Source organism: Ottowia beijingensis, assembly GCF_013423955.1.
Lineage (GTDB): Bacteria > Pseudomonadota > Gammaproteobacteria > Burkholderiales > Burkholderiaceae_C > Ottowia > Ottowia beijingensis.
Window position 1 is genome coordinate 2041334 of the sequence record NZ_JACCKX010000001.1, and the last position, 16661, is coordinate 2057994.

General features: G+C 69.2%; 14 protein-coding genes and 2 pseudogenes. 11 read left to right on the top strand and 5 right to left on the bottom strand.

Annotated features, from left to right (window positions below; translation table 11 throughout):
• Positions 1 to 114: 114 nt before the first annotated feature.
• A complete protein-coding gene (locus H0I39_RS10260; RefSeq protein WP_180550412.1) occupies positions 115 to 603 on the top strand; it encodes a cyclic nucleotide-binding domain-containing protein in 489 nt (162 codons plus the stop codon).
• A gap of 186 nt (positions 604 to 789) precedes the next feature.
• On the opposite strand, the gene H0I39_RS10265 is transcribed toward H0I39_RS10260, so the two are convergent.
• Together H0I39_RS10265 and H0I39_RS10270 are read right to left on the bottom strand one after the other, a co-directional pair.
• Positions 790 to 1347, bottom strand: a complete 558-nt coding sequence (locus tag H0I39_RS10265; RefSeq protein WP_180550413.1) for an adenine phosphoribosyltransferase — start codon at positions 1345 to 1347, stop codon at positions 790 to 792.
• 43 nt (positions 1348 to 1390) lie between these two features.
• A pseudogene (locus H0I39_RS10270) lies at positions 1391 to 3372 on the bottom strand (cation:proton antiporter).
• Positions 3373 to 3504: 132 nt separating this feature from the next.
• Between H0I39_RS10270 and H0I39_RS10275 the strand changes: the two are divergent.
• The 4 genes from H0I39_RS10275 to H0I39_RS10290 are packed head-to-tail and all read left to right on the top strand — an operon-like array spanning position 3505 to position 6456.
• The gene (locus tag H0I39_RS10275; RefSeq protein WP_180550414.1) at positions 3505 to 4482 is read left to right on the top strand and encodes a KpsF/GutQ family sugar-phosphate isomerase; all 978 of its coding nucleotides are present in this window, start codon (positions 3505 to 3507) and stop codon (positions 4480 to 4482) included.
• Positions 4482 to 5030 carry a KdsC family phosphatase gene (locus H0I39_RS10280; RefSeq protein WP_180550415.1) on the top strand — a complete coding sequence of 183 codons (549 nt, stop codon included), beginning with the start codon at positions 4482 to 4484 and terminating at the stop codon, positions 5028 to 5030. The genes H0I39_RS10275 and H0I39_RS10280 overlap by 1 nt, the downstream gene beginning before the upstream one ends.
• Positions 5027 to 5644, top strand: a complete 618-nt coding sequence (gene lptC / locus H0I39_RS10285) for an LPS export ABC transporter periplasmic protein LptC (RefSeq protein WP_180550416.1) — start codon at positions 5027 to 5029, stop codon at positions 5642 to 5644. The genes H0I39_RS10280 and lptC overlap by 4 nt, the downstream gene beginning before the upstream one ends.
• The gene (locus H0I39_RS10290; protein WP_180551772.1) at positions 5641 to 6456 is read left to right on the top strand and encodes an SDR family oxidoreductase; all 816 of its coding nucleotides are present in this window, start codon (positions 5641 to 5643) and stop codon (positions 6454 to 6456) included. The genes lptC and H0I39_RS10290 overlap by 4 nt, the downstream gene beginning before the upstream one ends.
• Before the next feature lie 62 nt (positions 6457 to 6518).
• Here the strand turns inward: H0I39_RS10290 and rbp are convergent, their stop codons facing one another.
• Complete coding sequence (gene rbp / locus H0I39_RS10295) at positions 6519 to 7115, bottom strand: RNA-binding regulator (protein WP_180550417.1); 597 nt, start codon at positions 7113 to 7115, stop codon at positions 6519 to 6521.
• A 386-nt stretch (positions 7116 to 7501) separates the two neighbouring features.
• On the opposite strand from rbp, the gene H0I39_RS10300 reads away from it, so the two are divergent.
• The 6 genes and pseudogenes from H0I39_RS10300 to H0I39_RS10325 all read left to right on the top strand — a co-directional run bounded on the left by H0I39_RS10300 (position 7502) and on the right by H0I39_RS10325 (position 15182).
• The gene (locus H0I39_RS10300; protein WP_180550418.1) at positions 7502 to 8071 is read left to right on the top strand and encodes a TMEM165/GDT1 family protein; all 570 of its coding nucleotides are present in this window, start codon (positions 7502 to 7504) and stop codon (positions 8069 to 8071) included.
• Between the two features lie 131 nt (positions 8072 to 8202).
• Positions 8203 to 9415, top strand: a pseudogene (metX, locus tag H0I39_RS10305) (homoserine O-acetyltransferase MetX).
• Positions 9412 to 9996: a methionine biosynthesis protein MetW gene (gene metW / locus H0I39_RS10310; RefSeq protein ID WP_180550419.1), complete on the top strand. Its 585-nt coding sequence runs from the start codon at positions 9412 to 9414 to the stop codon at positions 9994 to 9996. The pseudogene metX and the gene metW overlap by 4 nt, the downstream one beginning before the upstream one ends.
• 175 nt (positions 9997 to 10171) lie before the next feature.
• A complete protein-coding gene (locus H0I39_RS10315; RefSeq protein WP_180550420.1) occupies positions 10172 to 11416 on the top strand; it encodes a Calx-beta domain-containing protein in 1245 nt (414 codons plus the stop codon).
• Positions 11401 to 13632 (top strand): ExeM/NucH family extracellular endonuclease, encoded by a 2232-nt coding sequence (locus H0I39_RS10320; protein WP_180551773.1) that lies wholly within the window; start codon positions 11401 to 11403, stop codon positions 13630 to 13632. The genes H0I39_RS10315 and H0I39_RS10320 overlap by 16 nt, the downstream gene beginning before the upstream one ends.
• Before the next feature lie 170 nt (positions 13633 to 13802).
• Entirely contained in the window at positions 13803 to 15182 is a 1380-nt protein-coding gene (locus tag H0I39_RS10325; RefSeq protein WP_180550421.1) for an amidase, read from the top strand.
• A gap of 159 nt (positions 15183 to 15341) precedes the next feature.
• On the opposite strand, the gene H0I39_RS10330 is transcribed toward H0I39_RS10325, so the two are convergent.
• Positions 15342 to 15887 carry an FAD-dependent oxidoreductase gene (locus H0I39_RS10330; protein WP_180550422.1) on the bottom strand — a complete coding sequence of 182 codons (546 nt, stop codon included), beginning with the start codon at positions 15885 to 15887 and terminating at the stop codon, positions 15342 to 15344.
• Positions 15823 to 16551: a transglutaminase-like domain-containing protein gene (locus tag H0I39_RS10335; RefSeq protein ID WP_180550423.1), complete on the bottom strand. Its 729-nt coding sequence runs from the start codon at positions 16549 to 16551 to the stop codon at positions 15823 to 15825. Before H0I39_RS10335 ends, H0I39_RS10330 begins: the two co-directional genes overlap by 65 nt.
• Between the last annotated feature and the right edge of the window lie 110 nt (positions 16552 to 16661).

The following is a 16661-nucleotide window of genomic DNA, read 5'->3' on the forward strand; positions in this document are numbered from 1 at the left end:
CCGCGGCGCTGGCGCCGCGCCGCCAGCGCCGGTTACCGCGTTCGGGGTATGGCGCACGGGCGGGGCGGCGCCTACACTGGCCGCACAACAAACGGTGCGTTTTCAGGGGTGGTGATGGACATGTATGAACTGGGCTCGGCCGCGGCCTTGCGCGGCCTGATCGACGCCACGCGCCAGGGCGGCGCCTACGACGCGCTGGCCTGCGGGCTCGATGGCGATCAGTGGGCCTGCCTGGCGCCTTACCTGCAGCCCTACCCGGTGCGCACCGGGCAGGTGCCGATCCGCCAGGGCGACAAGGACCGCACGCTGTTCTTCATCGAATCCGGTACGCTGACCGTGCACCTGGAAGACGTGAGCGGCCGCATGAAACTGGCCGTGCTGGCGCCCGGCACGGTGGTGGGCGAAGGTGCCTTCTTCAGCGGCCAGCCGCGCAGCGCCACGGTGGTGGCCACGCGCGACAGCCAGCTGTGGGCGCTGAAGTACGCGCGCTTTCAGGAGCTGTCGGCACGCCAGTCGGCGATTGCGCTGGAGCTGGCCATGGCCTGCGCCGCCGTGGTGGTGCGCCGGCTGGCCAGCACGACGCTGCGGGTGGCGGTGACCTGAGCGGCTGCGGGTTCGACGCTGCCGGGGCAGGGGGACTTCCCGAATTTTTGATCTATTAATAATGGCTTTAGCGCCCGAGCAGCAGGCGCCAGCAGCTATTGAATTGATATTTCAAAATGTCGTCAAATCGATATCGCCTGATGGGGTGCCCGGCGCTGCGCCACCAGACCGCGGCACGCACCGCGCTCAATGCCCGTCGAACTCGACCAGCGTGAACAGCTTCAGCCCGCCCTCGCGCAGGCGCGCCGAGCCGCCCAGCTCGGGCAGGTCGACGATGGCAGCGCCTTCGGTCACGGTGGCGCCCAGCTTTTCCAGCAGCTTCTTGCCGGCCATCATGGTGCCGCCGGTGGCGATCAGGTCGTCGATCAGCAGCACGCGCTGGCCGGCCTGCACGGCGTCGGTGTGCAGTTCCACCGTGGCGCTGCCGTATTCCAGCTCGTAGGTTTCGGCCACGGTGTCGAAGGGCAGCTTGCCCTTCTTGCGGATCGGCACGAAGCCCACGTTCAGCTCATACGCCACCACGCTGCCTAGGATGAAGCCGCGCGCGTCCAGCCCGGCCACCACGTCGGGGCGCAGCTCGGGCGCCATGTAGCGGTGCACGAAGGCGTCGATCAGCACGCGGAACACGCGCGGGTTCTGCAAGAGCGGCGTGATGTCGCGGAACTGCACGCCGGGCGCCGGCCAGTCGGGCACGGTGCGGATGTGGTCACGCAGGTAGTCGGAGACGGAGAAGACAGCGGTCATGGCGCGCCCATTGTGCCTTCAGTTGCGGCGTGCCCGGGCCGCTTCACGCCGCCAGCACGTTGGCCGCGCGCGCCAGCGGCTCGGCCGTGCCCGACAGCACCAGCGTCTCGCCGCCCTGCAGCACGGTGTCGGGGTCGATCGGCAGCGGCGCGCCGGTGTGGCTGCGCATGCTGATGGGGCGCAGCGCCTCCAGCGGCGCCAGCACGTCGGCCAGGCGGCGGCCTTCCACGGCGTCGGGCAGGGTGAAGGCCTGCAGGCGTTCCTCGGCCAATTCGTCGACGCTGGCGTCGTCGGCGCCGTGGAACCAGCCGCGCAGCAGCCGGTAGCGCTGGTCGCGCTGGTCGCGCATGATGCGCACCACGCGCCGCATGGGCACGCCCACCAGGGCCAGCGCATGGCCGGCCAGCATCAGCGAGCCTTCGTGCGATTCGGGCACCACCTCGGTGGCGCCGGCGGCGCGCAGCTTGTCGAGATCGCGGTCGGTCTGCGTGCGCACGATCACCGGCAGCTGCGGCGCCTGCGCGCGGATGCTGCCCAGCACCTGCATCACGCCGTGCAGGTCCAGCGTGGTGATGACCACGGCGCTGGCGCGGTTCAGGCCGGCGGCGATCAGCGCCTGCGGCTTGGCCGCGTCGCCAAACGCCACGGCGTGCCCGGCGGCGCGCGCCTGGCGCACGCGGTCGGGGTCCAGGTCGAGCGCCATGTAAGGAATGCCTTCCTGCTCCAGCACACGCGCCATGGCCTGGCCGCTGCGCCCGTAGCCGCAGATCAGCACATGGCCCTGCGCGTTGATCGACTGGCTGGCGATGCGCGTCATCTGCAGCGACTGCTGCAGCCATTCGCTGGCCACCAGCCGCATCACCAGCCGGTTGCTGCCCATGATGATGAAGGGCGTGGCCAGCATCGACAGCACCATCGCCGCCAGGATGGGGTTGAACAGCTCGGGCGCCAGCAGGCCTTCGCGCCGGCTCAGCGTGAGCAGCACGAAGCCGAATTCGCCCGCCTGCGCCAGGTACAGCCCGGTGCGCAGCGCCACGCCGCTGCTGGCGCCCAGCAGCCGGGCCAGCAGCGCCACCAGGCCCAGCTTGAACAGCACCGGCACCGTCACCAGCGCCAGCACCAGCGGCCACTGCAGCCAGATCAGGCGCCAGTCCAGCAGCATGCCGATGGTGATGAAGAACAGGCCCAGCAGCACGTCGTGGAAGGGGCGTATCTGCGCCTCCACCTGAATCCGGTATTCGGTCTCCGAGATCAGCACGCCGCAGATGAAGGCGCCCAGCGCTAGCTCAGCCCCGCGTGCTCGGTCAGCCAGGCCAGGCCCAGCGTCATCAGCAGCAGGTTGAGCATGAACAGCTCCTCGCTCTTGCGCCGCGCCACCACCGTCAGCCACCAGCGCATCACGCGCTGGCCACCCCACAGCAGCAGCGAAATGAGGGCGGCCGCCTTCAGGCCCGCCAGCAGCAGCGCGGTGAACAGGCGCTCAGGCTCGGCACCCAGCGCCGGAATCAGCACCAGCAGCGGCACCACCGCCAGGTCCTGCAGCAGCAGCACGCCCATCACGCGCTGGCCGTGTTCCGAATCCAGCTCCAGCCGGTCCACCATCATCTTCACCACGATGGCGGTGCTGCTCATGGCCATGGCGCCCGACAGCGCCAGCGCCGTCTGCCAGCCGATGTGCCAGCGGTCGGCCATCAGCCAGTTGATGGCGATGGCGCCGGCGCTGACCAGCGCCATCGTCAGCACCACCTGCGCCAGCCGCAGGCCGAACACGTGCCGGCGCATGGCGCGCAGCTTGGGCAGGTTGAACTCCAGCCCGATCACGAACATCAGGAACACCACGCCGAACTCGGCCAGGTACTTGATGCTTTCGGCGTCCTGCCCGAAGGCCAGGCCCAGCGTGTGCGGCTCCATCAGCACGCCGGCCACCAGATAGCCCAGGATGGCCGGCAGCTTGAGCCAGCGGCACGTGGCCACGCCCAGGACGGCGGCCAGCAGATACAGCAGCGTCAGCTCCAGGGCGGTCATGGGGTGGTGTGCAAAACGGGCGGGTTGCCATGATACTCCTGAAAACATAGCTGTTGGCGCTTGATGGGTGGGCGCTACAGGCATTTTTTGCTTGAATGTCTTTCTGCGATGCCTGCCGATAAAATGCCCCGCATGCCTTTCGACCCCGCCCAGGTGCTGCGCTTGGCCCACGACACGCTGGACATTGAAGCCGCCGCAGTGCTGGGTCTCAAGCGCCGGCTGGGCGACGGCTTCGCGGTGGCGGTGGAGCTGATGCTTCAGGTGACCGGCCGCGTGGTCGTCATGGGCATGGGCAAGAGCGGCCACGTGGGCCGCAAGATCGCCGCCACGCTGGCTTCCACCGGCACGCCGGCCATGTTCGTGCACCCGGCCGAGGCCAGCCATGGCGACCTGGGCATGATCAAGGCCGCCGACGTGGTGCTGGCGATTTCCAACAGCGGCGAGAGCGACGAGCTGATCGCCATCGTGCCGCTGTTCAAGCGCCTGGGCGTGCCGCTGGTGGCCATGACCGGCCACACCGACTCCACCCTGGCGCGCCACGCCGACGTGGTGCTGGACAGCGGCGTCGAGAAGGAGGCCTGCCCGCTCAACCTGGCGCCCACCGCCAGCACCACCGCGCAACTGGCGCTGGGCGACGCGCTGGCCGTGGCGCTGCTCGATGCGCGCGGCTTCAAGGCCGAGGACTTCGCCCGCTCGCACCCCGGCGGCGCGCTGGGCCGGCGCCTGCTCACGCGCGTGGCTGACATCATGCGCAGCGGGGGCGACGTGCCGCGCGTGCCGCCCGAGGCCGACTTCAGCCACCTGATGCGCGAGATGACGCGCAAGGGCCTGGGCGCCTCGGCCATTGCAGACGCGGAGGGCACGCTGCTGGGCATCTTCACCGACGGCGACCTGCGCCGCCTGGTCGAGACCGGGCGCGACCTGCGCGCGCTGACCGCCCGCGACGTGATGCACGCCAACCCGCGCGCCATCCGCGACGATGCCCTGGCCGCCGAGGCCGCCGAGGCGATGGAAAAGCACCGCGTGAACGTGCTGCTGGTGCTGGATGCCCAGGAGCGCCTGACCGGTGCGCTGAACAGCAACGACCTGATGCGGGCCAAGGTGATCTGATGGCGTCGCCCGCACTGCACTATCCGCCCGAGTTGCTGCTGCGCGCACAGGGCATTCGCGTGGCCTTTTTCGACGTCGACGGCGTGCTGACCGACGGCGGGCTGTACATCAGCGCCGAGGGCGAGACGCTGAAGCGCTTTCACACGCTGGACGGCCACGGCCTCAAGCTGCTGGCGCGCGCCGGCATCGTGCCCTGCGTGATCTCGGGCCGCGACTCGGCGCCGCTGCGTCTGCGGCTGCAGGCGCTGGGCGTGCAGCACCTGCGCCTGGGCACCGAGGACAAGCGCCCCGCCGCCGAGGCCCTGCTGGCCGAGCTGGGCCTCGACTGGTCGCAGGCCGCCGCCATGGGCGACGACTGGCCCGACCTGCCGGTGATGCAGCGCGCCGCCTTCGCCTGTGCGCCGCCGCAGGCCCACCCCGAGGTGCTGGCGGTGGCGCACCACGTCACCCAAGCGGCGGCCGGCGCCGGCGCGGGCCGCGAATTCTGCGACCTGCTGCTGGTGGCGGGCGGGCATTACCGGCGCCTGCTGGACGAGGTGCTGGCATGAACCCGGCCCGCCTGTGGCGCTACGGCATGAACCAGTTGTCGGCCTGGCTGCCGGCCTTGCTGATGCTGGTGTTCGCGCTCGGCACCTGGTGGCTGGTGCGCAACGCGCCCAAGTTCGCGGCGGCGGATGCCGAGCAGGTGGTGTCGAAGGAGCCCGATTACTTCATGCGCGATTTCTCGGTGCGCAGCTTTGATCCCTCGGGCCGCCTGAAGTCCGAGCTCATCGGTGCCGAAGGCCACCATTACCCGGCCACCGACACGCTGGAGGTGCAGCAGCCGCGCATCCGCTCGTACGACGAGCAGGGCCACCCGACGGTGGCCACGGCGCAGCGCGCGGTCTCCAACGGCGATGGCTCGGAAGTGCAGCTGTACGGCAATGCCCGCGTGGTGCGCGACGCCGTGGCACGCCCCGGCCAGGCGGCGGTGCCGCGCATGGAGTTCCTGGGCGAGTACCTGCACGCCTTCATCGACGAGGAGCGCGTGAGCTCGGACCAGCCGGTGGAGCTGCGCCGCGGCGCCGACGTGTTCACCGGCGACGTGTTCTCCTACGACGACCGCAGCGGCGTGGCCGAGCTCACGGGCCGCGTGCGCGGCGTGCTGCAGCCGCAGCGCTGACGCCGGCCCATGGCTGCCGCGCCCTGGCCTTCATCACTGGCGCCTCCAGCGGCATCGGCCAGGCCCTGGCGCTGCGTTACGTGGCGGCCGGCTGGCGCGTGGCGCTGGTGGCGCGGCGCCAGGCCGAGCTGACCGCCTGGGCCACCGCGCAGGGCTGGCCCGCCGGGCGCTGGCAGGTGTACGGCGCCGACGTGGCCGTCATCGACGCCATCGTGGCCGCCGGCCAGGCCTGCATCGCCGCGCAGGGCGTGCCCGACGTGGTGATCGCCAACGCCGGCATCAGCGTCGGCATGGACACGGCCGAGCGGGATGACATCGACGTCATGGCGCGCACCTTCGCCGTCAACAACACCGGCATGGCGGCGACGTTCCATCCCTTCGTCGAGCCCATGCGCCGGCGCGGCAGCGGCACGCTGGTGGGCATCGCCAGCGTGGCCGCCATCCGCGGGCTGCCGGGCCATGGCGCCTATTGCGCCAGCAAGGCGGGGGTGGTGAGCTACTGCGAAAGCCTGCGTGGCGAACTGCGCGGCAGCGGCGTGCGCGTGGTCATCATCGGGCCCGGCTACATCGACACGCCGCTGACACGCCAGAACCGCTATGCCATGCCGTTCCTGATGCCGGCCGAGGTGTTCGCCGACCGGGCTTACCGGGCCATCGAGCGCGGTGTCAGCTACCGCGTGATTCCGTGGCAGATGGCGGTGGTCGCCAGGCTGTTGCGCGTGCTGCCGAACGCCCTGTTCGACCGGCTGCTGGCGGGCCGCCCGCGCAAGGCGCGGCAGCACCCTCATCCTGAGCGTCGGCGGCGACCATGAAAAAGGCTCCCGAGGGAGCCTTTCTGGTGGATGTCCTCCGGGCCGCGGCCCGAGTCGTCACATCACTCGTCGTCGCGACCGCCGTCGTAGCCGCCTTCACGGCGACCACCGCCATAACCGCCTTCACGGCGGCCACCGCCACGCGGGCCGGCGCCGTAAGGGCTGCGGAAGCTGCCGTCGTTGCCGCCGCCTTCGTAGCCGCCACCGCCTTCGCGGCGACCGCCACCGTAGCCACCGCCGCCGCTGCCTTCGCGACGACCACCGCCGTAACCACCGCCACCGCCGCCGTAACCGCCGCCGCCACCACCGTAGCCACCGCCGCCTTCACGGCGACCGCCGCCGTAGCCGCCGCCACCGCCGCCGCCGTAACCACCACCGCCACCACCAAAACCGCCGGTGCGGGGGCGAGCTTCCATCGGGCGGGCTTCGTTGACGACCACGTTGCGGCCGCCAAGCGATTGGCCGTTCATGCCGTTGATGGCGTCCTGCGCCTCGGCATCGGTGCCCATTTCGACAAAGCCGAAGCCCTTGGAGCGGCCGGTGTCGCGCTCCATCATCACCTTGGCGCTGGTCACGGAACCGAACTGCGCGAAGGCTTGCGCCAGGTCGGCATCGCGTACGCCGTACGGAAGGTTGCCGACATAAAGTTTGTTGCCCATTAAACGGGACTCCTCAATAACAAAGAAAAAGCGATGGAGTCCGCAAAACGCCTTCCACGAACCTTGGCTCGGCCAAGAAGGGGCAACTGACTGTGATCACCGCAAAGCACATGGCGTACCACTTTCTGTGGCACACCCGCGCGATTATGCGTCAGAACCATGAAAGTCAAGCATGTGGAAATTAGTTGACTGATATTGTCGGAATTCGCGTGGATACTGGCTTTGCGCACGATTGGGCCTCTGTGTGGGGGCTAGAATCCGCGGCCTTCAGGCTGTGCGGCGCGGCGTCGATCGGCTTTCAGGCAACTATTGTTTCCATAGCTGTTGGCGCATGACAGGCTTGCGAAAACGGGCATTTTGACCATCATTCTTGATTCGCAGCCTTCATGGAAGCCTTCCTGATCTCGACCGGCATCGTCGCCTTGGCTGAAATGGGTGACAAGACGCAATTGCTGTCGCTGGTGCTGGCGGCACGCTTTCGCAAGCCCTGGCCGATAGTGTTGGGAATTTTCGTCGCCACGCTGGCCAATCACGCGCTGGCCGGCGCCGTCGGCAGCTGGGTGACCACAGTGCTGGGCCCCGATGTGCTGCGCTGGGTGCTGGGTGCATCGTTCATTGCCATGGCCGTGTGGATGCTGATTCCCGACAAGCTCGACGATGGCGACACGCCGTCCGGCACCAGCCAGTGGGGCGTGTTCGGCACCACGCTGATCGCGTTCTTCCTGGCCGAGATGGGTGACAAGACCCAGATCGCCACCGTGGCGCTGGCAGCGCAATACCAGCAGTGGGCGGCGGTGGTGGCCGGCACCACGCTGGGCATGATGATCGCCAATGCACCCGTGGTGTGGTTCGGCGACAGGCTGGTCAAGAAGGTGCCCATCCGTGTGGTGCACCTGATCTCGGCGCTGATCTTTGCCGTGCTGGGGGTGTTGGCCATCATGGGCGTGGGGGCGTAGGCAGGCGCGGCGCTATACTGGCCTTTCAGCGCCGATTTGCCTCTGCTTGCGGGCGCTTAACAAATACCGCTAAATCCGAGACACGCGTGCAACCCGGTTTCTGATTTGGCGGAACCGGGTTTTTTGTTGCCATGTCGTTCATCGCCACGCCGCAAAGCCTGCATTTCGAGGCGCCGCTGCCCCTGCAAAGCGGCGCGTCGATCCGCGGCTACGACCTCACCTACGAAACCTACGGCCAGCTCAATGCCGAGCGCAGCAACGCCGTGCTGATCTGCCATGCGCTCAACGCCTCGCACCACGTGGCCGGCATCTACGAAGGCCAGGCACGCAGCGAAGGCTGGTGGGACAACATGGTCGGCCCCGGCAAGCCGGTGGATACGGACCGCTTCTTTGTCATCGGTGTCAACAACCTGGGCAGCTGCTTCGGCTCCACCGGGCCGATGCACGTGAACCCCGACACAGAGCGCGTGTATGGCGCCGACTTCCCGGTTGTCACCGTGGAAGACTGGGTCAACGCCCAGGCCCGCCTGCTCGATGCGCTGGGCATCCAGCAGCTGGCCGCCGTGATGGGCGGCAGCCTGGGCGGCATGCAGGCGCTGAGCTGGACGCTGCAATACCCCGAGCGCGTGCGCCACGCCGTGGTGGTGGCCAGCGCGCCCAACCTGTCGGCCGAGAACATCGCCTTCAACGAGGTCGCGCGCCGCGCCATCGTCACCGACCCGGACTTTCACGGTGGCCACTTCTACCAGCACGGCGTGGTGCCGGCGCGCGGCCTGCGCATCGCGCGCATGATCGGCCACATCACGTATCTCAGCGACGACGTGATGAACGCCAAGTTCGGCCGCGAATTAAGGCCCCCACGCTCCCTGCTTCGCATGGTGCGCTGCCCCCGGAGGGGCGCTCGCGCCTAGGGGCGGCCCGTCGGCGCTCGACGCGCCGCCCGTGCCAGCCTATCGTTATTCGACGCAGGACATCGAGTTCCAGATAGAGAGCTACCTGCGCTACCAGGGCGACAAGTTCAGCGAATACTTCGACGCCAACACCTATCTGCTGATCACCCGCGCGCTGGATTACTTCGACCCCGCGCGCGCCTTCGGCGGCGACCTGACGCAGGCGCTGGCGCGGGCCACGTGCAAGTTCCTGCTGGTCAGCTTCTCCACCGACTGGCGTTTCTCGCCCGCGCGCTCGCGCGAGATCGTCAAGGCGCTGCTCGAGAACCGCCGCGACGTCAGCTACGCCGAGATCGACGCGCCCCACGGGCACGATGCCTTCCTGCTGGAAGACGAGCGCTACGTGGGCGTGGTGCGCTCCTATTTCGAGAGTTTTGCAGGAGAAGCGCGATGAGCGATGCCCTGACGCAAGACACCATCGCCCGCCTCGTGCCCGAAGGCGCGCACGTGCTCGATCTGGGCTGCGGCGACGGCGCGCTGCTGGAGAAGCTGGTGCGCCAGCGCCGCTGCACCGGCTACGGCATCGAGATAGACGACGCCAACGTGCTGGCCTGCGTTCAGCGCGGCGTGAACGTGCTGCAACTCAACCTGCATGAAGGGCTAAGGGCGTTCCAGGACCAGAGCTTCGACGTCGTGCTGCAGATCGACACGCTGCAGCACCTGCGCAACGCCGAGGTGATGCTGCGCGAAACCGCGCGCGTGGGCCGCATCGGCATCGTAGCCTTCCCCAACTTCGCCTACTGGCCCAACCGCCTGAGCATCGCGCGTGGCCGCATGCCGGTGACGCGGCGCCTGCCCTACCAGTGGTACGACACGCCCAACATCCGCGTCGGCACCTTCAGGGATTTCGAGGCGCTGGCGAAGAAGAACGGCCTGAAGGTGCTCGACGCCTTCGGCCTGCAGGACGGCCGCACCGTGCGCTGGCTGCCCAATGCGCGCGCCAGCACGGCGGTGTTCAAGCTGGCGCGCGGCTGAACACTTCGACGCAAATCGTCATTGAACCGACCCGGTGCTGACACGGCCAATTCACGGCGCAGGAAGAAAGTAAGCCTTTTGTGTTTTCGCCCGCTGAGGAAGGCGGGGCGAGGAGAGGCTCATGTTCACATCTATCTCTGCGCGCCGTTGGTGGCGCGCGGGCGGCGCCTTGGCGATGACTGGCCTGCTCATGGCGGCATCGGCGCAGGCCGCGCCCATTCAGTTCGGCGGCGGCACGTACACGCAGAATTTCGACACGCTTGCCACGTCAGGCAATAACAACCCCTGGTCGAACGGCAGCACGCTGCAGGGGTGGTACCTGTTCACCATGGCGAATGCCGAGGTCACCACCTACCGTGCCGGCAGCGGTTCTGCCAACAACGGTGCCTTCTACAGTTTCGGCATTGGCACCGATGCCGACCGTGCTCTGGGCGGCATCGGCTCAGGCAGCGTCTCCGGCTACATCGCGCTGGCCCTGACCAACACCAGCGGCCGCACCATCAACGCGCTCGACCTTGCCTTCAACGGCGAGCAATGGCGCAACGGCGGCAACACCAGTGCGCAGACGATGGTGCTGGAATACGGCCTGGGCGACAGCTTTACCACGGTGACGCAATGGACCGCCGTGCCCGCGCTCCACTGGGAATCGCCTGTCACTGGCCCCTCAGCCGCTGCAGTGGATGGCAGCTCGGCAGGGCGTGTGCCGGTCAGCGGCGCCCTGAGCAATCTGAACTGGGGCAGCCAGCAGACGCTGTGGCTGCGCTGGATCGAGCGCAACGACACCGGCAATGACCACGGCCTGGCCATCGACGACTTTTCGCTGGCGGCCGCGGCCGCGCCCAGCGGGTCCACCTTCTCCATCGCCGCGCTCGATGCCGACAAGGCTGAAGGCAACGCCGGCAGCACGCCCCTCACCTTCACGGCCACGCGCAGCGGCGACACCGCGGCGGCGGCCGCCGTGGCCTATGCCGTCACCGGCAGCGGCACCGTCGCGGCCAATGGCGCCGACTTCGAGGGCGGTACCCTGCCCAGTGGCACGCTGAGCTTCGCCGCTGGCGAAACCAACAAGACGCTCACCATCGCCGTGGCCGGGGACACCACGGCCGAACCGGACGAAGGCTTCACCGTCACGCTGAGCAGTCCCACCCCCGGCACGCTGGGCACCGCCACGGCCAGGGGCATCATCCGCAACGACGACACCAGCACCGGCTTCACCAAGATCTCCAGCGTGCAGGGCAGCGGCAACGCCACGCCGTTGCCCACCAACCAGCGCGTGACGGTGCAGGGCATGGTGACCGCCTGCGTGCCCAACCTGAGCGGCTTCGTGTTGCAGGCGACGCGGCCGGACGAGATGGACGACGACCCGGCCACGTCCGAGGGTCTGTTCGTCTTTACGGCGCCAACATGCCGGCCTTCATGAGCGGCGGCGCGTGCCCGCTGGGCACCACCTACCAGGTCAACGGCGTCCCGGGCGAATACAACGGCCAGACGCAGCTCGGCTCGCCCAACACCTACACCGTCGTCTATCAGGGCAGCGCCAGCAATCTGCCGGCGCCGGTGACGATCCAGCTGCCGGTGCCCGACCCCACGGTCTGGGAGCGCTACGAGGGCATGCGGGTCAAGGTCGTCGCGGCCAGCGGCAGGCTGGTGGTGACCGACAACTACAACCTGGGCCGCTATGGCGGCCTGACGTTGGCCGGCGGTGGCCTGCAGACTCAATACACCGAGCTGAATGCGCCGGACACGCAGGGCAACCTGGCCTGGCTGAACGCGGCCAGGCTCAACCAGATCCAGCTGGACGACGGCAGCAGCCGGCAGAACCCCGGCTTGCTGCCGGGCCGCAACGGCCAGCCGCTGTGGGCCAGCAACACCCTGCGCGCGGGCGACAGCACCGACGCGGTCATCGGCTATCTCGATCAGTTCGACGATGGCAAGGGCACCTTGGCCCTGCACGAAAACAGCTACCGCATCCAGCCCACCGCCCCGCCGATGTTCAGTGGCGATGCGCGCCCGGTGGCCCATGACATCCCTGCCGCCATACGCGATGCGGGCATCAAGGTGGCATCGGTCAACGTGCTGAACTACTTCACCACGCTGGGCACGGCCAACTTCAACACGCCGCTGGGCAACGCCATGGGCGGGCGTGGCGCCAGCAACGCCGCGGAGTTCAAGCGCCAGGAGGACAAGCTTGTCGCCAAGCTGCTGGGGCTGGACGCCGACGTGATGGGCCTGATGGAAATCCAGAACAACGGCTTTGCCACGCCCACGGGCACCACCAGCAACGGCAAGAGCGCGATCCAGTCGCTGACCGACGCGCTCAACGCCAGGGCCGGCGCCGATGTCTATGCCTTCGTCAGCGGGCCGTTCAAGTCGGGCAGCACCACGGTGGCCGCCGCCGGCAACGATGCCATCACCGGCGGCATCCTCTACAAGCGCAACAGGCTCACGCCCGTGGGGCCGGCCGCCGTGCCGGACCGCGCCAACCTGGCCCAGTACGACGCCTTCTGGGGCCCGCCGGCGCAGAACGGCAACCGGGTGCCGATCGCGCAGACCTTCCAGGCCAACCGGGTCGATGGCTCGCCCGACCGCGGCGGCGAGAAGTTCACCGTGGTGGTAAACCACTTCAAGTCCAAGGGCAGCGCCACCGTGGAGCAGGGCATGGACCAGGACGACGGCCAGGGCAACGCCTACCTGGCACGCGAAAAGGCCGCCGCGCAACTGCTGGCCTGGATGCGCACCCACCCCACCGGCGACGCCGACCCCGACCCCGACGTGCTGCTGCTGGGCGACTTCAACGCCTACAGCCAGGAAAAAGCGATCAAGGACCTGGTGGCGGGCGGCTTCCAGAAGGTGTCGAGCGGCTACTCGTATTCTTTCGACGGCCTGTGGGGCTCGCTGGACCACATCTTCGCCAGCAACGCACTGCAGGCCAGCGGGCAGATCGCGGGCGTGACCAAGTGGCACATCAACGCCGAGGAGCCGGCCGTGCTGGACTACAACACCGAATACAACTCCGCCGATCAGGTCAGCAGCTACTATGCCGCCGACGCCTACCGAGCAAGCGATCACAACCCCTTGCTGATCGGCCTCAACCTGGGCGCCGCGCGCGCCGCACCCGCCACCGAGTTCAGCCTGCCCCTGGCCGGCGGCGCGGGCACCCTGAGCGCCACCAGCTGCCGCCTGGCCGCCACGCCAACGCTGGCCAGCGCCCCGGCCGCCGCGCCCGCGGGCTGGCAGCTGCCTTACCCGCTGCTGTCGTTCCAGGCACAGGACTGCGGCCAGCAGGGCAGCCTGACAATGACGCTGACCTACCCGCAGGCGCTGCCCGCCGGCGCACAGCTGTGGAAATGGGGCCCGACCGCCGCCAACCCGGCCGACCACTGGTACACGCTGCCGGCCCGCATCGATGGCAACACCGTCACCTTCACCCTGACCGACGGCGCCGATGGCGACGCCGACCGCACGGCCAACGGCGTCATCGTCGACCCGGTCACCGTCGGCCTGCCGCTGGCGGCGCCCGGCCCCGGCGGCCCTGGCACGGTGGCCGCCGTGCCCACGCTGCACGAATGGTCGATGGTGCTGCTGGCCTTGCTGATGCTGGGAAGCGCGGCCCACCGTCAGCGCCGCCGCCGCTGACGCCCGCCGCCGCCCTGCGAGATTCATGGCAGATCGGCCGCCAGTTCTTGTACAGCAAGCGCTGGCAGCTATCAATAATGAACTAAGCCGCGCCATGCCCACCGCTGCGCGCACGATCGTGCGGGCGCGATGTACGCTCGCCGTTTTCCACCGCTTGCGCCGCCATCGCCATGAACGCCGTTCCCACCATCACGCAACTCGCCGCCGACCTGGCCGCCGGTCGCCGGACCTCGCAGCAACTGACCGAAGCCGCGCTGACCCGCGCGCAAGACCCTGCCAGTGAAGGCGCGCGCGTCTTCACCCTCATCGATGCCGAACGCGCCCGCGCCGCGGCACAGGCCAGCGACACGCTGCGCGCCGCCGGCATCGTGCGTTCGCCGCTCGAAGGCCTGCCGGTGTCGGTGAAGGACTTGTTCGACGTGGCGGGCCAGGTCACCACCTCGGGCTCGGTGGTGTTGAAGGATGCGCCGCCGGCCGATCGCAACGCGCCCGTCATCGACCGCCTGATCGCCGCTGGCGCGGTGATCGTCGGGCGCACCAACATGACGGAGTTCGCTTTCTCGGGTCTGGGGCTGAACCCGCACTACGGCACGCCGAAGAACCCGTGGGATCGCGTCGATGGTGGCCGCATTCCTGGCGGCTCGTCGAGCGGCGCGGCCGTGTCGGTGACCGATGGCATGGCGGTGGTCGGCATCGGCAGCGACACGGGCGGCTCGGTGCGCATCCCGTCGGCGCTGTGCGGGCTCACCGGCTTCAAGCCGACGCAGCGGCGCGTGCCCACCGAAGGCGCGCTGCCGCTGTCCACCTCGCTCGATTCGATCGGCCCGCTGGCCGCTAGCGTGCGCTGCTGTGCCATCGTCGATGCCATCCTGGCCGGCGAGCCGCCCACCGTGCCCGCGTTGCGCGACGTCGCGGGTGCGCGGCTGGCGATCCCCGAGACGCTGGTGCTGAACGATGTGGACGACACCGTGGTCGCGGCCTTCGAGCGCGCCTGCGCCACGCTGCAGCAAGCTGGCGCGCGCCTGCAGCGCATCGCCGTGCCCGAGTTCGCCGAACTGGGCCGCCTGCATGCGCGCGGCACGCTGGCCGGCGCCGAGGCCTGGGCTTGGCACCGCCAGTTGCTGACCGAGCGCGGCGACGAGTACGACCCGCGCGTCGGCCTGCGCCTGCGCGGCGGCGAGGCCATGGGCGCGGCCGATTACATCGACCTGCTGGCGGCGCGCCGGCGCTGGATCGCGCAGGTCGAGGCACGCATCGCACCGTTCGACGCCCTGCTGATGCCCACCGTGCCCATCGTGGCGCCCCGCATCGAAGAACTGGTGGCCAGCGATCAGGCTTATTTCGCCGCCAACGGCCTCATCCTGCGCAACCCGACGCTGATCAACTTCCTGGATGGCTGCGCGCTGTCGCTGCCTTGCCATGCGCGGGGCGACGCGCCGGTGGGCCTGACGCTGGCTGCAGCCGGTGGACGAGACCGCGCCGTGCTGGCGCTGGGGCTGGGGGTGGAACGGGCACTGAGTGGGGTGACTGGTCTGGATACTCCTCTATAACCTATCCGTCAACGCTTGATGGGCGCGCGTAACAGGCAGATACTCCCCTTGTCTTAGGGCCGCCTTCTCGTGGTGGCCTTCTTGTGGCGCGCGTGCCGGAGCGCACGGGCTTTGACGGCCCCCTGCGTGAAACCGGCGGGCGCAGCGCGGTGGTGCTGCCTACCCGGCTGGCTCGCCAGCGCCCTGCGCACCGCTGCGTGCCATCGCCTTGCCCACTTCGTCCAGATTCAGCCGCCGCCAGCGCGCCAGCACGCGCGCCTGTGGGTCGAGCAGGTAGCTGGTGCGGGCGCGCGCATCGCAACGGCGCGCCAGTTCGCCCTCCATGTCGACCAGCGACTCGAAGCCTTGAATCTTCAAACCGCCGCGCGTGATCAGCAGCGGCAGCACCGGCGTGCGGGCGCGCAGCAGCGCGTGCAGCATGCGCCGCTCCTCGTCGTCCAGCAGGCCATCGCCGCGCACGAAGTACAGCAGCTGGTAGCAGCCGCCCAGGCGCGCCGCCAGCCCCTGCGGCAGGCCGTCGCTGAGCACCACCGAATCCTGCAGCGTTTCGCCCGGCTGCAGCGGGCCGAAGAAGCTCGGCTCGTCGCCCGTGTAGTCCTGGCGCTGCGCGGCCAGGCGCTCGGCGTCGGCATCCAGGGGTTCATGGGCGCGCTGTCGTGCCAGGTCGCCATCGGTCAGCCCCCGGCGCGGTCTCGCGCGCCACATCGGCCAGAAAGTCGGCCTGCTCCAGCCGGCTGTGCAGCTCGGCGCCGGGCATCCAGCCAGGATAGGTGGTGTGGAAGTCGGCCACGATCTGCGCCAGCGGCAGGTCGTCGAAGGCGCCGCGCTCGTTCACGTATTCCATGTGGCGGTTGCCGGCCTTGTCGAACGGGTGGTAGATGCTGTCGTGCACGCCGTCGAAATCCAGCGGGTGCAGGCCGAACTTCTCGCACAGGCTGAGGTTGAACGCCGGCGTGGCCTTGCGCCAGGCGCCGTCGATCCACAGTTCGGTGTAGCCGTGCCAGATGAACAGGTCGGTCTTCATGGTCTCGCGCATGCGCTCGGTGCTCAGGTGGTTGCGCACGTCGGCAAAGCCCAGCCGCGCCGGAATGCCGGCGGCGCGTGCCACCGCCGCCAGCAGCGCGGCCTTGGGCACGCACCAGCCGTAGCCGTTGGCCAGCACGGTGCTGGCGCGCATGCCGGTGGGCGACAGATCGATGCGGTACGGGTCGTAACGGAAACCGTCGCGCACGGCGTGTGTCAGCGCCACGGCGCGTTCGCGTTCGTTCGCCCCTTGGGCATGTTCGCGCGCGAAGGCCTGGACATCGGGATGATCCGCGTCGATCGCGGGCGTGGCGCGCAGGTGCGCGGGCGTGGGGGCATCGCTCATGCGGTGCATCTTAGAGGTTTGCCTGCCGGCGTGGTGCCCATCGCGCGGGCGCCCGGCCAAGGCGCCGGGCAGCGCTGGCGTATGCTGCGAGCCATCCGGAAGACAGCGTG

Excerpts from the sequence above, each read along its gene's own strand:
- H0I39_RS10260 (WP_180550412.1), top strand. The coding sequence starts at position 115 with ATGGACATGTATGAACTGGGCTCGGCCGCGGCCTTGCGCGGCCTGATC.
- H0I39_RS10265 (WP_180550413.1), bottom strand. The coding sequence starts at position 1,347 with ATGACCGCTGTCTTCTCCGTCTCCGACTACCTGCGTGACCACATCCGC.
- H0I39_RS10275 (WP_180550414.1), top strand. The coding sequence starts at position 3,505 with ATGCCTTTCGACCCCGCCCAGGTGCTGCGCTTGGCCCACGACACGCTG.
- H0I39_RS10280 (WP_180550415.1), top strand. The coding sequence starts at position 4,482 with ATGGCGTCGCCCGCACTGCACTATCCGCCCGAGTTGCTGCTGCGCGCA.
- lptC (WP_180550416.1), top strand. The coding sequence starts at position 5,027 with ATGAACCCGGCCCGCCTGTGGCGCTACGGCATGAACCAGTTGTCGGCC.
- rbp (WP_180550417.1), bottom strand. The coding sequence starts at position 7,115 with ATGGGCAACAAACTTTATGTCGGCAACCTTCCGTACGGCGTACGCGAT.
- H0I39_RS10300 (WP_180550418.1), top strand. The coding sequence starts at position 7,502 with ATGGAAGCCTTCCTGATCTCGACCGGCATCGTCGCCTTGGCTGAAATG.
- metW (WP_180550419.1), top strand. The coding sequence starts at position 9,412 with ATGAGCGATGCCCTGACGCAAGACACCATCGCCCGCCTCGTGCCCGAA.
- H0I39_RS10315 (WP_180550420.1), top strand. The coding sequence starts at position 10,172 with ATGACTGGCCTGCTCATGGCGGCATCGGCGCAGGCCGCGCCCATTCAG.
- H0I39_RS10320 (WP_180551773.1), top strand. The coding sequence starts at position 11,401 with ATGCCGGCCTTCATGAGCGGCGGCGCGTGCCCGCTGGGCACCACCTAC.
- H0I39_RS10325 (WP_180550421.1), top strand. The coding sequence starts at position 13,803 with ATGAACGCCGTTCCCACCATCACGCAACTCGCCGCCGACCTGGCCGCC.
- H0I39_RS10330 (WP_180550422.1), bottom strand. The coding sequence starts at position 15,887 with ATGTGGCGCGCGAGACCGCGCCGGGGGCTGACCGATGGCGACCTGGCA.
- H0I39_RS10335 (WP_180550423.1), bottom strand. The coding sequence starts at position 16,551 with ATGAGCGATGCCCCCACGCCCGCGCACCTGCGCGCCACGCCCGCGATC.